The 20,106-nt window shown below is 66.8% G+C and carries 20 protein-coding genes; 5 read left to right on the top strand and 15 right to left on the bottom strand.

The annotated features are described in order from the left end of the window. Positions 1-19: 19 nt before the first annotated feature. From paaA to paaG, 5 genes are all read right to left on the bottom strand, one after another. Entirely contained in the window at positions 20-1,024 is a 1,005-nt protein-coding gene (gene paaA, locus GO608_RS04450; RefSeq protein WP_169197299.1) for a 1,2-phenylacetyl-CoA epoxidase subunit PaaA, read from the bottom strand. Between the two features lie 81 nt (positions 1,025-1,105). Then, positions 1,106-2,428, bottom strand: a complete 1,323-nt coding sequence (gene paaK / locus GO608_RS04445) for a phenylacetate--CoA ligase PaaK (RefSeq protein ID WP_169197300.1) — start codon at positions 2,426-2,428, stop codon at positions 1,106-1,108. Between the two features lie 101 nt (positions 2,429-2,529). After that, positions 2,530-2,994 (bottom strand): hydroxyphenylacetyl-CoA thioesterase PaaI, encoded by a 465-nt coding sequence (gene paaI / locus GO608_RS04440; protein WP_169197301.1) that lies wholly within the window; start codon positions 2,992-2,994, stop codon positions 2,530-2,532. Continuing rightward, positions 2,987-4,516 (bottom strand): 3-hydroxyacyl-CoA dehydrogenase PaaH, encoded by a 1,530-nt coding sequence (gene paaH / locus GO608_RS04435; RefSeq protein WP_169197302.1) that lies wholly within the window; start codon positions 4,514-4,516, stop codon positions 2,987-2,989. The genes paaI and paaH overlap by 8 nt, the downstream gene beginning before the upstream one ends. Positions 4,517-4,554: 38 nt before the next feature. Continuing rightward, entirely contained in the window at positions 4,555-5,373 is an 819-nt protein-coding gene (gene paaG / locus GO608_RS04430; protein WP_211159216.1) for a 2-(1,2-epoxy-1,2-dihydrophenyl)acetyl-CoA isomerase PaaG, read from the bottom strand. Positions 5,374-5,616: 243 nt separating this feature from the next. Between paaG and paaN the strand changes: the two genes are divergently transcribed. The 3 genes from paaN (at position 5,617) to GO608_RS04415 (ending at position 8,368) form a co-directional block, all read left to right on the top strand. Beyond that, positions 5,617-7,281 carry a phenylacetic acid degradation protein PaaN gene (gene paaN / locus GO608_RS04425; RefSeq protein WP_169197303.1) on the top strand — a complete coding sequence of 555 codons (1,665 nt, stop codon included), beginning with the start codon at positions 5,617-5,619 and terminating at the stop codon, positions 7,279-7,281. 136 nt (positions 7,282-7,417) lie between these two features. Continuing rightward, entirely contained in the window at positions 7,418-8,026 is a 609-nt protein-coding gene (paaY, locus tag GO608_RS04420; RefSeq protein WP_169197304.1) for a phenylacetic acid degradation protein PaaY, read from the top strand. 6 nt (positions 8,027-8,032) lie between these two features. Then, the gene (locus tag GO608_RS04415; protein ID WP_169197305.1) at positions 8,033-8,368 is read left to right on the top strand and encodes a cupin domain-containing protein; all 336 of its coding nucleotides are present in this window, start codon (positions 8,033-8,035) and stop codon (positions 8,366-8,368) included. Between the two features lie 116 nt (positions 8,369-8,484). Here GO608_RS04415 and GO608_RS04410 read toward each other — a convergent pair whose 3' ends face one another. From GO608_RS04410 to GO608_RS04400, 3 genes are all read right to left on the bottom strand, one after another. Continuing rightward, on the bottom strand, positions 8,485-10,203 hold the full coding sequence (locus GO608_RS04410) for a cation acetate symporter (RefSeq protein ID WP_169197306.1): 1,719 nt from the start codon (positions 10,201-10,203) through the stop codon (positions 8,485-8,487). Then, positions 10,200-10,508 carry a DUF485 domain-containing protein gene (locus GO608_RS04405; protein WP_169197307.1) on the bottom strand — a complete coding sequence of 103 codons (309 nt, stop codon included), beginning with the start codon at positions 10,506-10,508 and terminating at the stop codon, positions 10,200-10,202. Before GO608_RS04405 ends, GO608_RS04410 begins: the two co-directional genes overlap by 4 nt. A gap of 185 nt (positions 10,509-10,693) precedes the next feature. After that, on the bottom strand, positions 10,694-12,304 hold the full coding sequence (locus GO608_RS04400) for a sulfatase-like hydrolase/transferase (RefSeq protein WP_169197308.1): 1,611 nt from the start codon (positions 12,302-12,304) through the stop codon (positions 10,694-10,696). A gap of 229 nt (positions 12,305-12,533) precedes the next feature. On the opposite strand from GO608_RS04400, the gene alr reads away from it, so the two are divergent. Together alr and GO608_RS04390 are read left to right on the top strand one after the other, a co-directional pair. Then, complete coding sequence (gene alr, locus GO608_RS04395) at positions 12,534-13,595, top strand: alanine racemase (RefSeq protein ID WP_169197309.1); 1,062 nt, start codon at positions 12,534-12,536, stop codon at positions 13,593-13,595. A gap of 294 nt (positions 13,596-13,889) precedes the next feature. Next, positions 13,890-14,234 carry a DUF2249 domain-containing protein gene (locus tag GO608_RS04390; RefSeq protein WP_041646148.1) on the top strand — a complete coding sequence of 115 codons (345 nt, stop codon included), beginning with the start codon at positions 13,890-13,892 and terminating at the stop codon, positions 14,232-14,234. A 138-nt stretch (positions 14,235-14,372) separates the two neighbouring features. Here GO608_RS04390 and ccmI read toward each other — a convergent pair whose 3' ends face one another. The 7 genes from ccmI to ccmC are packed head-to-tail and all read right to left on the bottom strand — an operon-like array spanning position 14,373 to position 20,103. Further along, positions 14,373-15,644: a c-type cytochrome biogenesis protein CcmI gene (gene ccmI / locus GO608_RS04385; RefSeq protein WP_247002861.1), complete on the bottom strand. Its 1,272-nt coding sequence runs from the start codon at positions 15,642-15,644 to the stop codon at positions 14,373-14,375. Then, complete coding sequence (locus tag GO608_RS04380; protein ID WP_169199308.1) at positions 15,641-16,129, bottom strand: cytochrome c-type biogenesis protein; 489 nt, start codon at positions 16,127-16,129, stop codon at positions 15,641-15,643. Before GO608_RS04380 ends, ccmI begins: the two co-directional genes overlap by 4 nt. Before the next feature lie 40 nt (positions 16,130-16,169). Then, positions 16,170-16,703: a DsbE family thiol:disulfide interchange protein gene (locus GO608_RS04375; protein WP_169199248.1), complete on the bottom strand. Its 534-nt coding sequence runs from the start codon at positions 16,701-16,703 to the stop codon at positions 16,170-16,172. Positions 16,704-16,713: 10 nt separating this feature from the next. After that, positions 16,714-18,687, bottom strand: coding sequence for a heme lyase CcmF/NrfE family subunit (locus GO608_RS04370; protein WP_169199249.1), 1,974 nt, complete (start codon positions 18,685-18,687; stop codon positions 16,714-16,716). Beyond that, positions 18,684-19,130: a cytochrome c maturation protein CcmE gene (ccmE, locus tag GO608_RS04365; protein ID WP_169118890.1), complete on the bottom strand. Its 447-nt coding sequence runs from the start codon at positions 19,128-19,130 to the stop codon at positions 18,684-18,686. Before ccmE ends, GO608_RS04370 begins: the two co-directional genes overlap by 4 nt. Further along, entirely contained in the window at positions 19,127-19,339 is a 213-nt protein-coding gene (ccmD, locus tag GO608_RS04360; protein WP_169199250.1) for a heme exporter protein CcmD, read from the bottom strand. Before ccmD ends, ccmE begins: the two co-directional genes overlap by 4 nt. After that, complete coding sequence (gene ccmC, locus GO608_RS04355; RefSeq protein WP_041647124.1) at positions 19,339-20,103, bottom strand: heme ABC transporter permease CcmC; 765 nt, start codon at positions 20,101-20,103, stop codon at positions 19,339-19,341. Before ccmC ends, ccmD begins: the two co-directional genes overlap by 1 nt. Positions 20,104-20,106: the final 3 nt, after the last annotated feature.

The following is a 20,106-nucleotide window of genomic DNA, read 5'->3' as shown; positions in this document are numbered from 1 at the left end:
CTTGAATAGTTATCGGGATTCACGCGGCCTGGCTGTCGCGGGCGTCGTGCTTGCGCGCATATTCGAGCGCCGCTTCGCGCACCCACGCGCCGTCGTCCCAGGCCTTGACGCGCGCGGCGAGCCGGTCGACGTTGCCCTGGCCGTGGCCGTTGACGACGTTCCAGAACTCGTCCCAGTCGATCGCGCCGAAGTCGTAATGGCCGCGCGCCTCGTTCCACTTCAGCTCGGGGTCCGGCATCGTCACGCCGAGCACCTTGGCCTGCTCGACGGTCGCGTCGACGAACTTCTGCCGCAGGTCGTCGTTCGAGATGCGCTTGATGCCCCAGCGCGCGCTCTGTGCGGAATGCGTCGAATCTTTGTCGTGCGGGCCGAACATCATGATCGACGGCCACCACCAGCGGTTCACCGCGTCCTGCACCATGTCGCGCTGTTCCTGAGTGCCTTTCATCATCGTCAGCAAGAGGTCGTAGCCCTGGCGCTGGTGGAAGGATTCTTCCTTGCAGATGCGCACCATCGCACGGGCATACGGGCCGTAGCTGCACTTGCACAACGGGATCTGGTTCATGATCGCCGCGCCGTCAACGAGCCAGCCGACGACGCCGATATCGGCCCAAGTCAGCGTCGGGTAATTGAAGATCGAGCTGTACTTCGCGCGGCCCGAGTGCAGCGCGTCGAGCAGCTCGTCGCGCGACACGCCGAGCGTCTCGGCCGCCGCGTACAGGTACAGCCCGTGGCCGCCTTCGTCCTGCACTTTCGCGAGCAGGATCGCCTTCCTCTTCAACGTCGGCGCGCGCGTGATCCAGTTGCCTTCGGGCAGCATGCCGACGATCTCGGAGTGCGCGTGCTGGCTGATCTGCCGCACCAGCGTCTTGCGATAGGACTCGGGCATCCAGTCCTTCGCCTCGATATAGCCGCCGGCGTCGATCTTCGCGTCGAACTCGGCTTGGTAGGCGGGGTTCTCGATCGTCCGCGGGCCTTTCGCTTCGGTGTTCTGCTGGGGAATATCCAGAGCTTGTGTGTACATCGAATGTGCTCCTTCTTCATGTCCGGCCGCGCAGGATTGCGCTGCCGGAAAATTCGGGTTCTCTGATGGGTATTGTTGCGCTCATTCCTTCGGGCGGCGGTCGATGACGCGCCTGGCTTTGCCGACCGTCACGCGCTCGATCGAGAACGGCTCGCCGACCTGCACTTTCGCCGAGACGCCGATAAGAGTCTTGATGCGATGCGCGAGCTCCTCGCCGACCGCTTCCTTCTGCCCGGGATGCCGGCCGACGACCGCGTCCGGGTCCAACTCGACCTTCACGGTCAGCGTGTCCATGTGGCCCTTCTTGTCGACCTCCAGCAGGTATTGCGGGGCGAGCTGAGGCATGTGGCAGATCAGCTCCTCGATCTGCGTCGGGAAGAGATTCACGCCACGGATGATCAGCATGTCGTCGGAACGCCCGGTGATCTTCGCCATGCGCCGCATGCTGCGCGAAGTCGGCGGCAGCAGCTGCGTCAGATCGCGCGTGCGGTAGCGGATCACCGGCATCGCCTCCTTCGTCAGCGTCGTGAACACGAGCTCGCCCTCGGCGCCGTCGGGCAGCACTTCGCCGGTGTGCGGATCGATGATTTCCGGGTAGAAGTGGTCTTCCCAGACGACCGGGCCGTCCTTGCTCTCGATGCACTCGCTGGCGACACCCGGGCCCATCACTTCGGACAAACCGTAGATGTCCACCGCGTCCAGCCCGGAATGCGCCTCCATCGCCTCGCGCATGCCCTGGGTCCAGGGCTCGGCGCCGAAAATGCCGATCTTCAGCGACGTCGACTTCGGGTCGATGCCCATGCGCTCCATCTCGTCGAGGATCGTCAGCATGTACGACGGCGTCACCATGATGATGTCGGGCTTGAAGTCCTGGATCACCTGGATTTGCTTCTCGGTCTGGCCGCCGGACATCGGCACCACCGCGCAGCCGAGCCGCTCCGCGCCGTAGTGCGCCCCGAGGCCGCCTGTGAAGAGGCCGTAGCCGTAGGACACGTGCACCATGTCGCCGGCCCGCCCGCCGGCGGCACGGATCGAGCGCGCGACGACATCGGCCCAGGTGTCGATGTCCTTCAGCGTATAGCCGACGACGGTGGGCTTGCCGGTCGTACCCGACGACGCATGGACCCGGGCGAGCTTGCCGCGCGGCACCGCGAACATCCCGAAAGGGTAGTTGTCGCGCAGGTCGGCTTTCGCGGTGAACGGAAACCGGGCGAGGTCCTCGAGCGTTTTCAGGTCGTCGGGATGGACGCCTTTCGCCTCGAAGCTCTTGCGGTAATGCGGCACGTTTTCATACGCGTGGCGCACGCTCCACTTCAGCCGCTCGAGCTGCAACGCGCGCAGTTCGTCCCGGCTGGCGGTCTCGATCGGCTCCAGATCACCGGGCGACGGCGTCTTCACTGGCATGGTTCTCTCCTCCAAAGGTTTTCGGCTGCGTGGATTTCATGATGAAGCGCGATTGTTGCCACCACCGGACGTCGCGCACCCCGATCCACATCAAGAGTCATTCACAAATCCACGACCGCCCGGCCTTTCAGACGGTACGACTTGCCGCGCATCATCGCCAGCAGCTCGCCTTTCTGGTTGACGACGCTGACGTCATAGACCCCGGTGCGACCGGCGACGAAAAGCTCTTTCGCTTCGGCGATGAGCACGTCGCCCGGGCGGCCCGGCGCCATGAAGTCGAGACTGATGCCGGACGCGACAGTCATTTCGTTGTAGCTGTTGCACGAATACGCGAACGCCGAATCGGCAAGCAGCGTGATGAAACCGCCATGGCAAATGCCGAAACCGTTCAGCATGTCCTTGCGCACCGTCATCGTCATCTTCGCGTAGCCCGGCCCGATCGCTTCGACGCCGATGCCGAAACCCTTCAGCGTCGGGTCCATCTCCGACATGCCGTCGCGCACCCGTTCGGCCAGCGCCTGCGGCTCGAGTCCGTTGGCAAGATCCCTGAATCCCGCCTCAGTCATGCACCAGCTCTCCCTTGAAGGCCTTGCGCTGCAGGAACGGCGACACGCGATAGCGTTCTTCGCCGTAATGCGCCGCGAGATTCGAGATCACTTCGGCGATGAACGCTGCGCCGAGCTGGTCGGCCCACGCGAGCGGCCCGCCTTTCGGGTAGTTCGTGCCGTGACACATCGCGGTATCGACGTCGGTGGCGCTGGCAACGCCATACAGCACCGCGTCGGCGGCTTCGTTCGCGAGCATCGCGACGACGCGCAGCGACAGCAGGCCGGCGACGTCGTCAATGACGCTCACGTTGACGCCGGCTTTCTGCAGCGTGCCGATGACCGCGCGGAACGCGCCGAGGCCGCACTGGTCGGCCCGTGCGACGGTGATGCGCCCGGTCGCGGCAAAGTCGAGACACAGGTCGAGCAGCACCAGGTTCGGGCACTCCTCCTCGACCGCACGGCGAGTCGCAGTGCGTCCGTCGGACAGCGCGACGCACGCCGCGCCGATCTTCATCCAGCCGCGTCCGCCCTTGCCCGCTTCGCGCCGCACTTCGACGCCGCCCGCTTCGAGCCGCGCGATCAGCGGCGCCGCCGCGCCGATGTCGCCGACCACGGCGATCTTCGCCTCGGCGTTGCGCACCGGTTCGCTGCGCGCCGGCGGCCTGACCGCGCCTTCCGCATAGTCGTAGAAGCCGCGCCCGCTCTTGCGCCCGAGCCGGCCGGCAAAAACCAGCTCCTGCTGGATCAGGCTCGGGGCGAAGCGGCGATCGTTGAAATACGCCTCGAACACCGAGCGGGTGACGGCGAAGTTCACGTCGTGCCCGATCAGGTCCATCAGTTCGAACGGCCCCATCGCGAACCCGCACCCTTCGCGCAGGATCGCGTCGAGCGTCTGCGGCTCCGCCGCTTTCTCGGCGAGCACGCGCAGCGCTTCGGCGTAGTACGGTCGGGCGACGCGGTTGACGATGAAGCCCGGCGTCGATTTCGCATGCACCGGAATCTTGCCCCACGCCCGCGCCGTCGCGTGCAGCGTGTCGGCGATCGCGCGCTCGGTCGCGAGGCCCGAGACGACTTCGACGAGCGCCATGCGCGGCGCCGGGTTGAAGAAATGCAGTCCGGCAAAGCGTCCCGGGCGCGCGAGCCCGGCGGCCATCGCGGTGATCGATAGCGACGACGTGTTGCTCGCGAGGATCGCGTCTTCGCCGAGCAGCGCTTCGAGGTCCCTGAACAACGACTGCTTGACGTCGAGGTCCTCGACGATCGCCTCGATCGCGAGCCCGGCGTCGCGCGCCTCGGCAAGCGCCGCGACCGGCAGCACACGCGCCCGGATCGCTTGCGCCTCGGCTTCGGGCAGCCGCCCCTTGGCGACGAGGTAGCGCAGGTCCTTGTCGATGCCGGCACACCCCGACTGAACCGCTTCCGGGCGGCCGTCGTACAGATACACCGTGTGGCCGGCGCGCGCGGCGACGTGGGCGATGCCGCTGCCCATCGCGCCGGCGCCGATCACGAGCACTTTCACGTTCCTGTTCAACGCCTTCATTTGACGTCCTTTGCGGCGAATGACGAGAGTTTCATGTCCTAGTCCCCTTTGAAGCGCGGCGCGCGCTTTTCGATGAACGCAGCGACGCCTTCGCGATAGTCGTTCGACTGGCCGCACACCGTCATCATGTTGCGCTCGAGGTCGAGCTGGGTTTCGAAGTCGTTCGTCGAGCTCGCCCAGATCGCTTTCTTCGTCTGCGCGTAGCCGAAAGTCGGACCCTGCGCGAGGTTCGCCGCGACCTGCTGCACGATCGGCATCAGCGCGTCGTCGTCGACGCATTTCCAGATCAGGCCCCACTGTTCGGCCTGTTCGGCGCCGAGCTTCTCGCCGAGCAGCGCGAGGCCGAGCGCGCGCGCCGGGCCGACGAGGCGCGGCAGAATCCAGCTGCCGCCGGTGTCCGGCACGACACCGAGCTTGCTGAACGACTGGATGAAGCTTGCCGAACGCGCGGCGAACACCAAGTCGCACGCCAGCGCGATGCTCGCCCCGGCGCCGGCCGCGACGCCATTGACTGCGGCGATGACCGGCAGATCGAGGTTCCGCAGCGTCATCGCGAGCGGCTTGTAGTTCTTCTCGACCGAGGCGCCGAGGTCGACCGGGGCTTCGCCCGGGGCGACGGCGCGGTCGGAGAGATCCTGCCCGGCGCAGAAACCGCGCCCGGCGCCGGTGATCACGAGGACGCGGACGATGCCCTTGTCGCGCCCCGCCTTCACCGCGGCAAGCGCTTCGCGCACTTCCTCGTGCATGCGGTTCGTGAAGCTGTTGAGCCGGTCGGGCCGGTTCAGCGTCAGCGTCGCGACCCCGCCGACGACTTCCATGCGGATCGTTTCTCCCTGCATGTCAAGCTCGTTGCTCATTCAGCTCTCCTGATTGTTTGCCCGAGTGCGGCGTGGCACTCTGTCGGCGTCCTGGTCGCGTCCTGCCAGTGTCGAATTGGGGTGCTGGCGTTGTTTGACCGACCGGTCAATCAATAGTAATCTTGACCCAGATCAAAAGACAACTGTTTTTTGCTTGACAAGTTTGCCGCGCTGCAACATCGGCGCACTACAGAACGCAGAGCCCTGCGCGACGGCATCCCATCCCGACGAGAGGAGAGTTCCATGACCCATCCGCTGTTCGAAAAACACCGCGCGACGCTCGACGCCGCCGTCCAGGCAATCCGCACGCGCGGCTTCTGGACGCCATATCCCGAGATGCCGAGCCCGAAGGCTTATGGCGAAACGGCCAATGAAGACGGCAAGCGCGCAGTCGAAGCCTGCTTCGGCCAGGATTTCCCGCTCGATCAGGCGGGCGAAACCGGCCGGCACGCGCCGGAACGCTCGCCTTACGGCCTCGATCTCGGCGTGCGCTATCCGGTGTGCTCGCCGTCGGCGCTCGTCGGGGCGGCGCAGGCCGCCCAGGACGGCTGGCAGCGGCTCGGGGCCGAAGGGCGCGTCGGCGTCTGCCTCGAGATCCTCGAGCGCCTGAACAAGCGCAGCTTCGAGATCGCGCACGCGGTGATGCTGACCAGCGGCCAGGGCTGGATGATGGCTTTCCAGGCGGGCGGCCCGCACGCGCAGGACCGCGGCCTCGAAGCGGTCGCCTATGCGTGGGACGAGATGAGCCGCATCCCTGCTGAAACGGTATGGGAGAAGCCGCAGGGCAAGAATCCCCCGCTGCGGATGAAAAAGCACTTCGAGATCGTCGGCCGCGGCGTCGCGCTGGTGATCGGCTGCGGCACTTTCCCGACGTGGAATACTTATCCCGGCTTCTTCGCCGCGCTGGCGACTGGCAACCCAGTGATCGTCAAGCCGCACGAGCACGCGATCCTGCCGGCGGCGATCACCGTGCGAATCGCCCGCGAAGTGCTTGCCGAGCAGGGCCTCGACCCGAACCTCGTCAGCCTCGCGGTCGTCACGAAGCGCGAAGACACGCAGGCGCTCGCGACCCACCCGGCAGTCAAGTCGATCGACTTCACCGGCGGCAACCTGTTCGGCGAGTGGCTGATCGACAACGCGCGGCAGGCGCAGGTGTATGCGGAACTGGCCGGCGTCAATAACGTCGTCGTCGAGTCGACCGATGCGTACAAGGCGATGCTGCGCAATCTCGCGTTCACGCTGTGCCTGTATTCCGCCCAGATGTGCACGACGACGCAGGCGATCCTCGTGCCGGCCGGCGGCATCGACACCGACCAGGGACACAAGAGCTTCGACGAGTTCGCCGCCGACCTCGCCGCGGCGATCGACAAGACGCTCGCGGACCCGGCGGTTGCGACCGCGGTGCTCGGGGCGATCCAGTCCGCGGACACGCTGCGCCGCATCGACGAAGCCGGCGAGTACGGCAAAGTGGTGCTCGCGTCGCGCAAACTCGAGCATCCCGAGTTCCCGAACGCGGAAGTGCGCACGCCGATGCTGCTGACCTGCGACGCGAGCGACGAGAAAAGCTACATGGTCGAGCGTTTCGGCCCGATCTCGTTCGTCGTCCGCGTCGCCGATGCCGACGCCGCGGTGGCGCTGTCCGAGCGCATCGTGCGCGAGCACGGCGCACTGACGGTCGGCGTGTACTCGACGAAGCCGCAGGTGCTCGACGCGATGACCGCAGCGACGATGCATGCCGGAGCGGCGCTGTCGATCAACCTGACCGGCGCCGTGTTCGTCAATCAGTCGGCAGCGTTCTCCGACTATCATGGAGTCGGCATGAACCCCGCAGCCAATGCGAGCTACGCCGACAGCGCCTTCGTCGCGAACCGCTTCCGCGTCGTGCAGCGGCGCTATCACGTCGAATGAGGTAACGCCTCTCGCCGTGCAAACGGGGCGCTGCGGCGCCCCGTTTGCATCGCCGGCCGTGCGCCGCCGCACACCGCGCTCCGAGCGCCATCCTCCGGCGGTCTTGTCCCCTTTGCGAATCCGGGAGATTCAAACGATGCCCTGCTACGAAATCGACGGCCTGCGTCCGGTCGTCCATCCGAGCGCCTTCGTCCACCCCGACGCGGTGCTGATCGGCGACGTCATCGTCGGCGCACGCTGCTACGTCGCGCCGCTCGCGAGCCTGCGTGGCGACTTCGGCCGGATCATCCTCGAACAGGGCTCGAACCTGCAGGACAACTGCGTGATGCACGGCTTTCCGAACCTCGACACGATCGTCGAGGAGGACGGCCACATCGGCCACGCCGCGGTGCTGCATGGCTGCCGTATCGGCCGCAATGCGCTCGTCGGCATGAACGCGGTCGTCATGGACAACGCGATCGTCGGCGACTCCGCAGTCGTCGCCGCCTGCGCCTTCGTCAAGGCCGACATGGTCGTCCCGCCGCGCATGCTCGCTGCGGGCATCCCGGCCAAAGTGGTCCGCGAACTCACCGTGCAGGAAATGGACTGGAAAGTCGACGGCACGCGCTGCTACCACGAGCTCACCGTGCGCAGCCTCGCGACGCTGAAACCGTGCGTGCCGTTGGCCGAACCCGAAGCGAACCGCCCGAAATTCGACCTGCCGCCGGGCATCGTGCCGCTCGTCGACCTGAAGCGGGGCAAGTGACAGACCATGCCCGACCACGGCAACCTGTTCGACTTGCCGCCGCCCGCACGCGGCACCGAAATTTTCGATACGCTGTTCGCCAATGCGCGAGTACGCATCGAGCGCATCGCGTCGAACGCGGCAGCGAGTGCGGAAAGCTACTGGTACGACCAGCCCGACGACGAGTGGGTGATGCTGGTGCGCGGCGAGGCGGTGCTCGAGTTCGCCGATGGCCGGCAGTTGTTGATGCACGCCGGCGATTGGGTGACGATTCCGGCACGTTGCCGTCACCGCGTCGCTTTGACCAGCTCTGACGCAGTGTGGGTCGCGGTGCATGCGGCGGGCGAACGCGGGAACGTTTGAAGAGGCGCTGCGCCGAGGCGGCATGCAAAAGCAAAACGGCGACGACCTTCCGGTCGTCGCCGTTTTGCCATTCACCGCCGCCCGTCACCGTGACGGCCGGGGGTTGTGGACCCCGCTCAGTGGCCCGAGGCGCCGGCAGCGCCGATACCCGTCTCGGAGCGCACTTTCTGCGCGAGGTAACCTGCGCGGTCTTCCTTCGCACGCGCACTGTTGTCGAGAATCGAGAACAGCCAGATGCCGATGAAGCCCGCAGCCATCGAGAACAGCGCCGGCGACGTGTAGGGGAACAGCGCCGAGCCTTTCGGATTGCCGAGCGTCGCTTCCCACACCGACGGCGACACGACCGTCAGACCGACCGCAGTGATGAGGCCGAGGAAGCCGCCGATCGTCGCACCGCGCGTCGTGCAGTCCTTCCACAGCACCGACATGAACAGCACCGGGAAGTTGGCCGATGCCGCGATCGCGAAGGCCAGCGACACCATGAACGCGATGTTCTGCTTCTCGAACGCGATGCCGAGCACGACGGCGATGATGCCGAGCGCAACGGTCGTCATCCGCGATACACGCAGTTCCGATGCAGAGTCCGCGTTGCCCTTCTTGAACACCGTCGCGTACAGGTCGTGCGACACCGCCGAGGCACCCGACAGCGTCAGGCCGGCGACCACCGCGAGGATCGTCGCGAACGCGACCGCCGAGATGAAGCCGAGGAAGACGTTGCCGCCGACCGCATTGGCGAGGTGGATAGCCGCCATGTTGCCGCCGCCGATCAAGACGCCGTTCGGATCAAGGAAGCTCGGGTTCGTCGACACCAGCACGATCGCGCCGAAGCCGATGATGAAGGTCAGCACGTAGAAGTAGCCGATCCAGGTCGTCGCCCAGAACACCGACTTGCGCGCCTGCTTGGCATCCGGCACGGTGAAGAAGCGCATCAGGATGTGCGGCAGGCCGGCGGTACCGAACATCAGCGCCATGCCGAACGAGATCGCGGAGATCGGGTCCTTGATGAACGAGCCGGGGCCCATGATCGCCTGGCCGATGATGCTCGCCTCCTCGGGAGTCTTGCCGGCCGACAGCGCGATCTGCTCCTTGACCTGCGTCGAAGCGGCGAACAGCGCTTCCGGCGAGAAGTCGTAGGCCAGCAGCACCATGAAGGCCATGAACGACGCGCCGGCGAGCAGCAGGACAGCTTTGATGATCTGCACCCACGTCGTCGCCGTCATCCCGCCGAACAGCACATACACCATCATCAGCGCACCGACGATGACGACCGCCATCCAGTACTCGAGGCCGAACAGCAGCTTGATCAGCTGGCCGGCGCCGACCATCTGCGCGATCAGGTAGAACGCGACGACGACCAGCGTCCCCGACGCGGCGAACGCGCGGATCGGCGTCTGCTTGAAGCGGTACGCGGCAACGTCGGCGAACGTGAATTTGCCTAGGTTGCGCAGGCGCTCAGCCATCAGGAAAGTGATCACCGGCCAGCCGACGAGAAAGCCGATCGAGTAGATCAGTCCGTCGTAGCCGTTGGCCATGACTGCCGCGGAGATCCCGAGGAACGACGCCGCCGACATGTAGTCACCAGCGATCGCCAGCCCGTTCTGGAAGCCGGTGATGCCCCCGCCCGCGGTGTAGAAGTCCGCTGCCGACTTGGTCTTCGCCGCCGCCCACTTGGTGATGAACAGCGTGAGGACGACGAAGCCGCCGAACATCGCGATCGCGGTCCAGTTGGTCGCCTGCTTCTCTGCCTGGCCGAGGTCGCCCCCGGCGGCGAGCGCCGCAGCAGACAGCAGCGCGAGGACGAGCCCCGCGCCCAGATGCGTGAAACGGCCGCTCATTTGGCACTCTCCTTGATGATTTCCTGGGTCAGCTTGTCGAACTCGGAGTTCGCGCGGCGCACGTAGATACCGGTGATGATGATCGTGAACACGATCACCCCAAACCCCACCGGAATGCCCACCGTCATGACGCCATCGCCGAGCCGCTGCGCGAACAGCTCCTTGTTGAACGCGATGACCGCGATGTAGCCGTAGTAGACGACCATCATGATCGCCGTCAGCAGCCAGCCGTATGACGTGCGCAACTTCACCAGGCGCTGGTACTTCGGATTGGCAATGACTCTTGCCACCATGTCGTTTTGCATGTCTCCCTCCACTCGTACGGTAGTCAGGCCGGATTTTCATCCGGACAGACGAAAAGTAGTCCTGGAGACTTACGTCCGGCTTACGCGCCTCGAAAACTTGCTCTTATCTGCGCATACAGGCGACTTTCGATTCGGCAGCGGAAGGCGAGGGCGGCGTCCGCCCGGCGTCGCCACTTGTGCGGCAATCAGCGGACGCGCGCGAGCTGGCGCGGATCACCCAGCGGCGATGTCGACGTATGATCGGGGACGACAAGCTGCATCGGGGCGCCGTCGGGCGTCGGAGGGAGTTCCCACAGTTCGCGGTAGGCCGCGCTGTAGTTCATCAGCTGCTCTTCCATGCGCGCGAGACGGTCGGCCGGGCGGGGGACGGTGACCGGGCCGATCGCCGAGTAGCCGAGCCCCGCGCGCTGCCCTTCGACTCGCAGTCCGACGAGGTCGAGCATCGTCGGCAGCATGTCGAAATGCGTGACCTCGTCGGTATTCTTCACGAGCTTCCGGTCGCCGCCGATCAGCAGATTGAAGATCGTGCGGTGCGGGTTGCTAACCAGCTTGTCGTACGACGTGTTGCCCATCGCGAGGTGGTCGCCCTGCACGACGATCGCGACGCGATCCATCCAGCCTTTCGCGGCGATATGGTCGATGAAGTCGGCGACCTGGCCCGCCGTGCATTCGACGATGCCATCGAAATCACTGCGCCCTTCGCGTGCGCAGCGCGACGACAGATGCCCGTAGGGGTGATGGGTGTCGATCGTCAGCACCGTCAGGTTGAACGGCCGTTTCGCTTTCATCAGGACGCCCAGTTCGTCGCGCGCGCGGCGGAACAGGTCGTCGTCGTGCAGTCCCCAGCCGCTCATCGTCTCCGGTTTTTCACCGAGGCCGACCCACTCTTCGCGGCCGAGCACTTTTGCGTAATGGTGGTCGCGGAAGAAGTTGCCGACCCCGCCGAACACGAGGCTCGAGCCGTTCAGGAACACGTTCGTGTAGCCTGCCCCGGCGAGGATGTCGCCGAGGCAGTGCGCCCGCGGCAGAAAGCGGTCGATCTGCTCGCCCTGCGTGTTGCCGCCGAACAGCGCCACCGACTTCAGCGGCAATCCGCACTGCGTCGCGACGATTCCCGCGATCGTGAAATGGGCGCCAGGCATCTGGCGATAATCGTCGAACGTGATCGCCCGCGACTTGTAGGCATTGAGGCGCTCGAGCAGGTCGCGCCCGAACAGCGCCGGATCGGAGTAGGTGTTCTCGAGGCTTTCGACGTAGATCAGGACGAGACTTTTCGGCTTCTCCTTGCGCAGCGTGACGTGGCGCGGGTCGACATACGATCCGGAAAAATAATCCTCGCCGAAATAGGTGCGAACGTAGCTCGCGAGCGAGAAGCTGTCGATGAAGAACGCCGCCCCGGCGCCGAACACGACCAGCGGCAGGGCATGCGGCAGCGCACGCCGGAACGTCCTCCTCAACAGCTCGCCGGCGCGCGCGCCCCCTCTGCGCGCCGTGCGCATCACCGGACCGATCACCCGCATCGGCACGGCTTCGGGATGGGCGCGGAGGTAGCGGACGTACGTGTCGAGGGTCCATAGCACAAGCGCGAGGGCGACTGGCAGCGCAACGCCGCGCCACAGGAAGCGCACGAGCAGTTCCGGGTCGCTCGACAGCAGTCCTTCGGTGCCGAGATTCAGATGATAGAGAACCTGATCGATGCTGACCGACCCGAACTCGTCGGTCAGCCAGTCGGGTACGGCGTAGAGGAGACAGCCTGCAAGGTAGGCGAGGGGCTTCAAGAGTGGGTGCAGACGCATGACCAGGCCCTCCGGAGGCCGGCTTCCGGGCGCAGGCAAGGTCCGGAAGGTGCGCAATATTACCGTAATGTTGCAGCGACCACGGAATCGACGGCCGAAGTGCCGGCTGGGAGGCCGCCATCGGCATGACGAGCGGCCCGCGCCGGTCACTCCGCCGTGCAGCGACGAACGCGGCACTGCTGTGGCAAAGTAGCGTCTTGTCGCCTACCAGGCTCCGCGCCTTCACTGCATGAGACCCGCCCGCGCGCTGATCGATCTCGACGCCCTGCGCCATAACTACCATCTCGCCCGCAGCCGGCACGGGGGCCGCGCGCTGGCCGTCGTCAAGGCGAACGCGTACGGCCATGGCGCGGCGCAGTGCGCACGGGCGCTCGCCGCGGACGCCGACGGTTTCGCTGTCGCGTTCCTCGAGGAGGCACTCGAACTGCGCGCCGCCGGCATCGACCAACCGATCCTGCTGCTCGAAGGCGTGTTCGCCCCAGCCGAGCTCGACGAAGTGGTCCGCCACGACCTGTGGATCGTCGTCCATCATGCCGAGCAGCTGCGCATCATCGACCATGCACGGCCGGCGCTGCCGCTCGAAGTCTGGCTCAAGATGAACAGCGGCATGAACCGCGCCGGCTTCCTGTCGCACGAGCTGCGCCCGGCGTGGCAGCGCCTCAAGGACAGCGGCAAGGTTGCCGGCATCACGCTGATGACGCACTTCGCGCGCGCCGACGAACCGCAAGTCATCGCGACGACCGAACAGCTCACGGCATTCGACACCGCGACGCGCGAGCTGCCCGGTCCGCGCAGCCTCGCGAACTCCGGAGCGATCCTCGGCTGGCCTGCGGCGCACCGCGACTGGGGGCGCCCGGGCATCCTGTTGTACGGCGCCGATCCGATGCCTGACGAGCCGAACGGCCTGCACCCGGTGATGACGCTCGAGAGCGCAGTGGTCGCGCTACGCGAGATCCCGGCGGGCGCGCCACTCGGCTACGGCGGGCGCTTCCATGCCGAGCGCGCGACCCGCGTCGGCCTCGTCGCGCTCGGCTACGCCGACGGCTATCCGCGCAGCGTGCCGAACGGCACTCCGGTCGCCGTCGACGGCGTGCGCACGCGCCTGATCGGGCGCGTATCGATGGACCTGCTGACGATCGACCTCACCGATCTCCCCGACGCCGGCCTCGGCAGCCGCGTCGAGCTGTGGGGCGCGAACATCCCGGTGAACCGCATCGCCCAAGCCGCGAAGACGATTTCCTACGAGCTGTTGTGCAACGTCAAGCGGGTACGTTTCGAATATTCCGGCTGAACGCACGGCCGCGAGCGGGAGCTGCATGGCGACTGGCACGAGACGAACGCTCGCCGCGCTGATCGCGGCGAAAAGCGCACTGCCCACATGCGCCTGCCACTTCAGGCGCCGAACCCGCGGCCGGCATCATGAACCGGGCGGAAACCAACCGATAACGATGCTGCCCAAGGGTTTCGCCACGCACCGACGACAGACGATTCTTGTTCTTGCTCAAGGCGGCAGCGCTTGCGCCTCCCTAGCATTTCCAACCAGCGGACACTTGCCGCACCCACCCCCACCCCGGAGGATGCTTTCATGAATGAACTGCCGATCATCGACCGTTCCGTATTCCCGTTCGACGCCCGCGGCGTCGCCAAGCGTTTTCGCCACGCCGCCATCTTCGGCGCCCTCGAGTCCCTCGAAGAAGGGGAAACGATGCGTTTCGTGAACGACCATGACCCGTTGCCGCTGCTCGGCCAGATCCAGCAGCGTTATGGCTCGCAGATCAAGATCAACTACGTCGCCCGCGAACCGGGCAATATCGTCATCGATTTCACCGTCCAGCTGAACGCGCAGGAACCCGCACCGGTCGAGCCGGCTCCGCGCAGCGCCGGCGGATGTGGCGGCGGTGGCGGCGGCTGCGGCTGCGCTGGGACCTGAGTTCGTCCCTGAGTTCGTCCCATTGCGGCGGACGCGCGGGGTGCCATGCGCTCCGTTGCGGCCGCCTCGCGGGCACTCGCCCGCCGTGACGTCCTCCCGGAAATGGCGCCGTTCGCCCGCCTCTTGCGGGCGACGGCGCTAGTTGCGGAGCCGGTCGATCACGATCTCGACGTTCGCCGCATCCGGCGCGACGTTGACCGGCTCCCCTTCGAGATCGCCTGCCTGGGCGGTCGCCTCCCCGTGCTTCGACAATCTCGCCCCGATGCTCAATTGCGCCGGAAGCGGTCCCTTCGACATGCGCGGTGCGTTTTCGAAGCTGAATGACGCGGGCAGGTCGCCCGCGCGCAGGCGCAGCGCCGCCACCGGCATCCCGCCTTCCAGCGGACGGGCGAAGACGAACACGGTGTCGTCCGCTTCGACCTGCGCGGCAAGCTCGGCGGAGATGCTGATCCGGCCGCTGACCTTGAGCGCCTCTTCAGCCCCTGCACCGCCCCTCCGCGGCCCCTTCCCGCCACTGCCGCCCGTCGGCGCCGCACCCGGGCCTGCCGCTTCCAGCAACGGCATGCCACCCTTCGCACGTGCCTCGTTGATGCTTGCGACGACTGCCCCGTAAACGCCTTCGCCGGGGTCCATGTTCGCGAGGATGCGTTCCCAGTGAGCGGATGCGGCGGCGAAGTCCTCGCGCTGGAACGCCGCCGTGCCGGCGAGCGCGAGGGCCTTGAGGTGAGCCGGGTCGAGTTCGAGCGCCCGACGGATCAGGCGGTCCGGTTCGCCGTCGAACTTGCCACCGGCCGCGCCGGCGAGCAAGTCGGCCCAGTCGGCGAGGATGTCCGCCTGGTCAGGGATTTTTGCGCCGAGCTTGCGCCAAGTCGCCGCAGCCCCCTCCAGATCGTTCGTCATCGAGTAGGAGCGGCCGAGCATCATCCACCCTTCGACATCGTTCGGCTCGCGTTCGAGGCGCTGCGCGAGCTGGGCGACGAGCGCCGACATCTGCTCGGGCGTGATCTGGTGTTCCTCCTGCGCAGCGATCTGCGCCGGATCGAGCCCGCGCGGTTCGCCGAGCGCGAGGTAGAACAGCACCGCGAGCGCCGGCAGCGCGACCACCACCGCGACGGCCCATTTGCGAGCCGGGCGGAGATCGGCGCCGCCTTCAGCCGCGCGCCCCTCTTCGAGCGCGCGCTGTTCGAGCTCTTCGCGCGAGCGTTGATAGTCCGCCTCGGCAATGTGGCCGGCCGCATGTTCGGCCTCGAGCTCTGCCAGTTGCTCGCGCAGCACGACGAGCACGGTTTCGGCCTGGCGCTGCCGGTGCGCCTGTTCGCGCGCGCGGCTCCCGCCCCCGAGCAGCGGCGGAACGACAAGCAGCAACGCGCCGGCCACCAGCACGGTGGCCAGAATCAGGAAGGGAATCACGAACGGGGCTCCTCGGAGGAAGGGGACGTGCCGGGGGACGTGCCGTCGAGCAGGGCGCGGGCGCGGGCACGCTCGTCACGCGTCAAGTGCGGGGCGCTGCGGACCTCCTCGGCGCGGCGGCGCAGGCGCCATCCCAGCCAGCCCGCGCCGGCGACGAGCAGCAGCGCCGGCCCCAGCCACAGCAGCAGCGTCGTGCCCTTGAACGGCGGGAGGTACAACACGAAATCGCCGTAGCGGGCGACGAGATAATCGACGACTGCCTCTTCGCTCTTGCCGGCAGCCAGTTGCTCGCGGACCTGGTTGCGCAGGTCCAGCGCGAGCGGCGCGTTCGACTCGGCGATCGACTGGTTCTGGCACACCAGGCAGCGCAGCTTGTGCGACAGATCCATGACACGCTCTTCGAGCTGCGGGTCGGTCACGAGCGGCGCGGCTTCGTCGGCGGCGAACGCCTGCGGCGCGGCGACGGCGAGGATCAGCGTGAACATCAGGGCCGACACGGCCGAAGGCAGCAGATGCCGGAAGGAGCTAGCTCGCACGCGCCAGCTCCGCGATCTTCGGCAGCAGCACGTCGCGCACCGCCTCACGGGTAACGGGCCCGATATGCTTGTAGCGGATCACGCCCTGCCGGTCGATGAGGAAAGTCTCGGGCACGCCATACACGCCGTAATCGATGCCGACACGCCCGTCGGCGTCGACGACCGATGTCGTGTAGGGGTCGCCGTGCGCTTCGAGCCAGGCGATCGCTTCGGGGCGCGTGTCCTTGTAATTGAGCCCGACGAGCGGCACGACCTTGTCGCGCGCGAGTTCCATCAGCACCGGATGCTCCTCGCGGCACGACACGCACCACGACGCCCAGACGTTCAGCAGCCACACTTCGCCGCGCATGTCGGCGGCGCCGAGCGCGGTGTCGGGGGCCGCCAGCGTCGCGAGGCGGAACTCCGGCGCCGGCTTGTCGACGAGCGGCGACGGCACTTCGCGCGGATTGAGCTGCAGCCCGTAGCCGAGAAAGCCCGCCAGCACGAGGAACAGCGCGAGGGGGACGAGAAACTTCGCTTTCATTGTCGATTACTCATGTCGTCCGGCGCGCCGCGCCGGCAGGGGCTTCACGCTCGGCGAGGCGACGGTAGCGACGATCCGAGGCCGCGAAAACGCCCCCGACCGCCATCAGCAAGCAGCCGAGCCATACCCAGCTGATGAAGGGTTTGTAGAACAGGCCGACAACCCAGCTGCCGTCATCGAGTCGGTCGCCGAGGTTGACGTAGACATCGCGAAACGGGCCGATGTCGATCGACGCCTCGGTCATCGGCATCTGCTGCGCGACGTAGAAGCGCTTTTCCGGGTGCAGCGTCGCGACCGGAATGCCGCTGCGCGTCACGTCGATCGTCGCCCGCGCGGCGTCGTAGTTCGGCCCCGGTGCGTCGGCGACACCGCGGAACGTGAACGTGTAGCCGGCGAGTTGTGCGGTCTGGCCGGGCTGCATCTTGACGTCGAGACGCTCGTTGAGACTGCCCGCCATCGTCGCGCCGATGATGAAGATGCCGATGCCGACGTGGGCGAGCCACATTCCCCACCACGCTGCTGGAATGCCGCGCAGCACTGCCGCGGCGCTTGCGCCGCGACGCTCGGCGAAGCGGCTCGCCAGCAGCCGGGCGCTGCCGAGCAGCACCCACGACGCCAGCACCAGACCGAGCACCGTGCGCACCGTGACGTGCCCGACCGCGAACGCGACGCCGAGCCCGATCGCGATGCTCGCAACCATCACCGGCAGCAGCGGCCGCAGCACGCGCCCCACGCCGTCCCCTTTCCAGCGGACGAACGGCCCGAGCACCATCAGCACCACGACCGGCGTCATCAGCGGCACGAACACCGCTTCGAAGTACGGCGGCCCAACCGAGATCTTGCCGAGGTTCAACGCGTCGAGGAACAGCGGGTACAGCGTGCCGAGCAGCACCGAACCGGTCGCCACCGCGAGCAGGACGTTGTTGCCGAGCAGCGTCGCGTCGCGCGACACGAGGCCGAAGCTGCCGCCGCCTGAGAGCTTGGGCGCGCGCCACGCGAACAGCGTCAGCGAAACGCCGATCACGACGACCAGCAGCGCGAGGATGAACAGGCCGCGGCGCGGGTCGGTCGCGAACGCGTGCACCGACGTGATGACGCCCGAGCGGACCAGGAAAGTGCCGAGCAGCGACAGCGAGAACGCACTGATCGCGAGCAGAATCGTCCAACTGCGGAACGCACCCCGTTTCTCCGTCACTGCGAGCGAATGGATCAGTGCGGTGCCGAGCAGCCACGGCATGAAGGACGCGTTTTCGACCGGATCCCAGAACCACCAACCGCCCCAGCCGAGCTCATAGTAGGCCCAGCCCGACCCGACCGCGATGCCGGCAGTGAGAAACACCCACGCGACCGTCGTCCACGGCCGCGACCAGCGCGCCCACGCGGCGTCCATGCGGCCGCTGAGCAGCGCGGCGATCGCGAACGCGAACGCGACCGAAAAGCCGACGTAGCCCATGTACAGCAGCGGCGGGTGGATGATCATGCCCGCGTCCTGGAGCAGCGGGTTGAGGTCGCGTCCCTGCGCGACCGCCGGCAGCAGGCGGTCGAAAGGGTTGGACGTGATCAGCGTGAACGACAGGAAGCCCGCGCTGATCCAGCCGAGCACGCCGAGGACGCGCGCCATGAACGCGTCCGGCAAATTGCGGCTGAACACCGTCACCGCGACCGTCCACAGCGACAGCGACAGCGCCCACAGCAGCAGCGATCCCTCGTGGTTGCCCCACACGCCGGTGATCTTGTAGATCAGCGGCGTGTCGGTATGCGAGTTGACTGCCGCAAGCTGCAGCGAGAAATCGCTCGTGAGGAACGCCCAGGTCAGGCAGCCGAAGGCGAACGCGATGGCGAGGAACTGCCCCTGTGCCGCCGGCCGCCCGACCGCCATCAGCGCGATGCGGTTGCGGTTGGCGCCGACCATCGGGACGATTGCCTGGACGAGCGCGAGCACCAGCGCGAGGATCAGCGAGAAATGGCCGAGTTCCGGAATCATTGGGCCACCGTCTGTGCCGCTTTCTTGGCCTGGTCGACGGCGTGCTGCGCCTCGGGCGGCATGTAGTTTTCGTCGTGCTTGGCGAGCACTTCGGACGCCTGGAACTGGCCGTCGGGACCGAGCGTGCCCTGCACCACGGCGCCCTTCCCTTCACTGAAGAGGTCGGGCAAGGAGCCTTTGTACGAGACCGGGATCACTTTCGCCGTGTCGGTGATCGCAAATTGCACGGTCACGCCATCGGCGGCACGGCGGATCGAGCCGGTTTCGACCATGCCGCCGATGCGAAACGCCCGACCGACGGGCGCTTTGCCTTCGGCGACCTCGGTCGGCGTGTGGAAGAACACCAGGTTCTGCTGGAACGCATTCAGCACGAGCGCCACCGCGCCGACCAGCAACGCGACAGCGCCGGCCACGAGCAGCAGACGTTTGCTACGGGGTTTCATTCAACGATCTCCTCAAAAGCTCGTCGCCCGCTGCCGCCGCCCGCCCTCGCGCGGCGCAGCCTCAGCAGACGCCGCAGGGCGTCCTTACGACGGTGCATGACCATGATCAGTTCCCCAGCCACCAGCAGCGCGGTGATGCCATAGCTGCCCCATACGAACGGCGCCGCGCCGCCCATCTGCCAGAACGCGCTCCATGACTCCCACTGCATCAGATCCTGCCCTCCAGCGCATCGAGTTCGGCCGCGACCCATTCGGCGTGGCGTTCACGCTCGAGAATCAGCGGGCGCACCCGCCACAAGGTCACCGCGATCGTGTAGGCCCATGACGCCAGCGCCATCACGAGCATGCCCGCGAGCATCGTCGCGGCCATCGAAGGTGCTTTCGTCAGGCTCACCGACGCCCCCTGGTGCAGCGTGTTCCACCACTTCACCGAGAAATAGATGATCGGCACATTGACGGCGCCGACCAGCGCGATGATCGCGCCGGCCTTGTCGGCGCGGCGCGGATCCTCGATCGCTTCGGTCAGCGCCATGAAGCCGAAGTACAGGAACAGCAGCAGCAGCTGCGACGTCAGCCGTGCATCCCACACCCAGTATGCGCCCCACGTCGGCTTGCCCCACAGCGCGCCGGTCACCAGCGCGACGACACAGAACATCGCGCCGGTCGGCGCCAGTGCGCGGGCCATCATGAACGACAGGCGGGTGTTCATGACCAGTCCGACCGCCGACCAGAACGCCATGATCAGATACACGAACATCGACATCCACGCCGCTGGGACGTGAATGAAGATCACGCGATACACCTCGCCCTGCTGCGCATCGGTCGGGGCGACGAAGAACGCGAGCCACAGCCCGATGATCGTGAGCACCGCGGCGGCGCCGGCGAACCACGGCGCCAGCGCGCCCGCGAGCGGGTAGAACAGCTGGGGGGCCGCGAAGCGAAACAGGCTCTTGCCGCGTTCAGGTCTTTTCATCTC

It is taken from the genome of Aromatoleum buckelii, from assembly GCF_012910785.2.
Classification (GTDB): domain Bacteria; phylum Pseudomonadota; class Gammaproteobacteria; order Burkholderiales; family Rhodocyclaceae; genus Aromatoleum; species Aromatoleum buckelii.
Note: the sequence above shows the minus strand (reverse complement) of the source record. Positions and strands in the feature narration are given on the sequence as shown.